Genomic DNA, 1,776 nt, shown 5'->3' with positions numbered 1-1,776 from the left:
GCGCGTCGCGGTCATGTACCTGGGGAAGATCATCGAGGTCGGCGACCGGGACTCCATCTACACCCGCCCCCGGCACCCCTACACCCACGCCCTGCTCTCCGCGGTGCCCGAGGTGAGCGTGGCCGGCGAGTCGGCGGGCCCGCGCGAACGCATCCGCCTGGCCGGCGACGTGCCGTCCCCGATCTCCCCGCCCTCCGGCTGCCGTTTCCGCACCCGCTGCTGGAAGGCGCAGGAGAAGTGCGCGGCCGAGGAACCGCCACTGGTCCGGCTGCCGGGCAACCGCGAGGGTCATCTGTCGGCCTGTCACTTCCCGGAGGACCCGACGATCGAGGCCCGCGCGGAGGACATCGTGCTGGACCCGGCCCTGGCGGCGCTGGAGGAGGGCACTAATTGACTCGACGGCGGAGTGACGGTCGGTCATGCTCTCCCCGATGACACGCACCGACACGCCTCCCGCCTGGGACGAGCGCACCCAGCTGACCACCTTCCTCGACTACACGCGGGACACGGCCTCCGCCAAGTGCGAGGGCGTCTCGGCGGAGGGCGCCCGCACGGCGCCCCTGCCGGGCTCGCCCCTGATGACGATCTCCGGTCTGATCAACCACCTGCGGTGGGTCGAGTACTACTGGTTCCAAGTGGTCTTCCTCGGCGAGGAGGACGAGGGCCCGTGGACCGAGGAGGACCCGGACCGCGAGATGCGCATCGCGGTCGACATCCCGCTGCCGGAGCTGCTGCGCGAGTACACCGAGCAGGCCGCCCGCTACCGGGAGCTGGTCGCCGCCCATGACCTCGGCACGCAGGCCGAGCGGCCCATCCGCGACGGCCGCCACGTGGATCTGCGCTGGATCCTGCACCACCTCATAGAGGAGACGGCCCGGCACAACGGCCACCTGGACATCCTCCGGGAGCTGATCGACGGCACGACCGGCGTGTAGGGGACCCGGGACGCAGCGAAGGCCCGCGCCTGGGGAGGCGCGGGCCTTCTGCCCCGGGAGCGGACGTTCGCGGGCTCGGGTCAATGGGCCGGTGAAGGTCCGTTCCGTGGTGGCGGCTGACGGAAAAGGGGTGTTGTCAGGCCGCCGCCTGGGGGTCCTTGGAGAGCCGGGGTGCCGGTACGGTGCCCTCCGTCTCGGGGTAGTGACAGGCGGTCAGGTGGCCGGGCTTGTTGCCGTCGACCTGCACCAGCGGCGGCGCCTCCGACGCGCACTTGTCGGTCGCCTTCCAGCAGCGCGTGCGGAAGCGGCAACCCGACGGCGGGTTGATCGGAGACGGCACGTCGCCGGTGAGCCGAATGCGCTCACGAGCCGGGCCGTCGTCGTCGACCGTGGCTTCCGGTACGGCGGACAGCAGCGCCCGGGTGTACGGGTGCCGCGGGTTGCCGTACAGGTCCTCGCGGTCGGCGATCTCCACGATCTTACCGAGGTACATGACCGCGACGCGCTGCGAGAAGTGCCGGACGACGGCGAGGTCGTGGGCGATGAAGACGAACGCGATGCCGAGGTCCCGCTGCACCTGCTGGAGCAGGTTGACGACCTGCGCCTGGATGGAGACGTCCAGCGCGGAGACCGGCTCGTCGGCGACGATCAGCTTCGGGTCCAGGGCCAGCGCGCGGGCCACGCCGATGCGCTGCCGCTGCCCGCCGGAGAACTCGTGCGGGAAGCGGTTGTAGTGCTCGGGGTTGAGGCCGACGGTCTCCAGGAGTTCGCGGACCCGCTTCTCCCGGCCGCCCTCCGGCTCGATCCCGTTGATCTCCATCGGACCAGAGATGATCTTGCC

The 1,776-nt window shown here is 71.1% G+C and carries 3 protein-coding genes; 2 read left to right on the top strand and 1 reads right to left on the bottom strand.

The window, feature by feature from the left end:
- Positions 1-394: oligopeptide/dipeptide ABC transporter ATP-binding protein (locus CCN42_RS32795; RefSeq protein WP_143662098.1), on the top strand; the 394-nt coding region annotated here is incomplete at its 5' end.
- 37 nt (positions 395-431) lie between these two features.
- Entirely contained in the window at positions 432-935 is a 504-nt protein-coding gene (locus tag CCN42_RS32790) for a DinB family protein (RefSeq protein ID WP_086741035.1), read from the top strand.
- 136 nt (positions 936-1,071) lie between these two features.
- Here the strand turns inward: CCN42_RS32790 and CCN42_RS32785 are convergent.
- Positions 1,072-1,776: oligopeptide/dipeptide ABC transporter ATP-binding protein (locus CCN42_RS32785; protein WP_086741033.1), on the bottom strand; the 705-nt coding region annotated here is incomplete at its 5' end.

This window comes from Streptomyces glaucescens (genome assembly GCF_002154375.1).
GTDB lineage: Bacteria > Actinomycetota > Actinomycetes > Streptomycetales > Streptomycetaceae > Streptomyces > Streptomyces glaucescens.
Note: the sequence above shows the minus strand (reverse complement) of the source record. Positions and strands in the feature narration are given on the sequence as shown.

Excerpts from the sequence above, each read along its gene's own strand:
- CCN42_RS32790 (WP_086741035.1), top strand. The coding sequence starts at position 432 with ATGACACGCACCGACACGCCTCCCGCCTGGGACGAGCGCACCCAGCTG.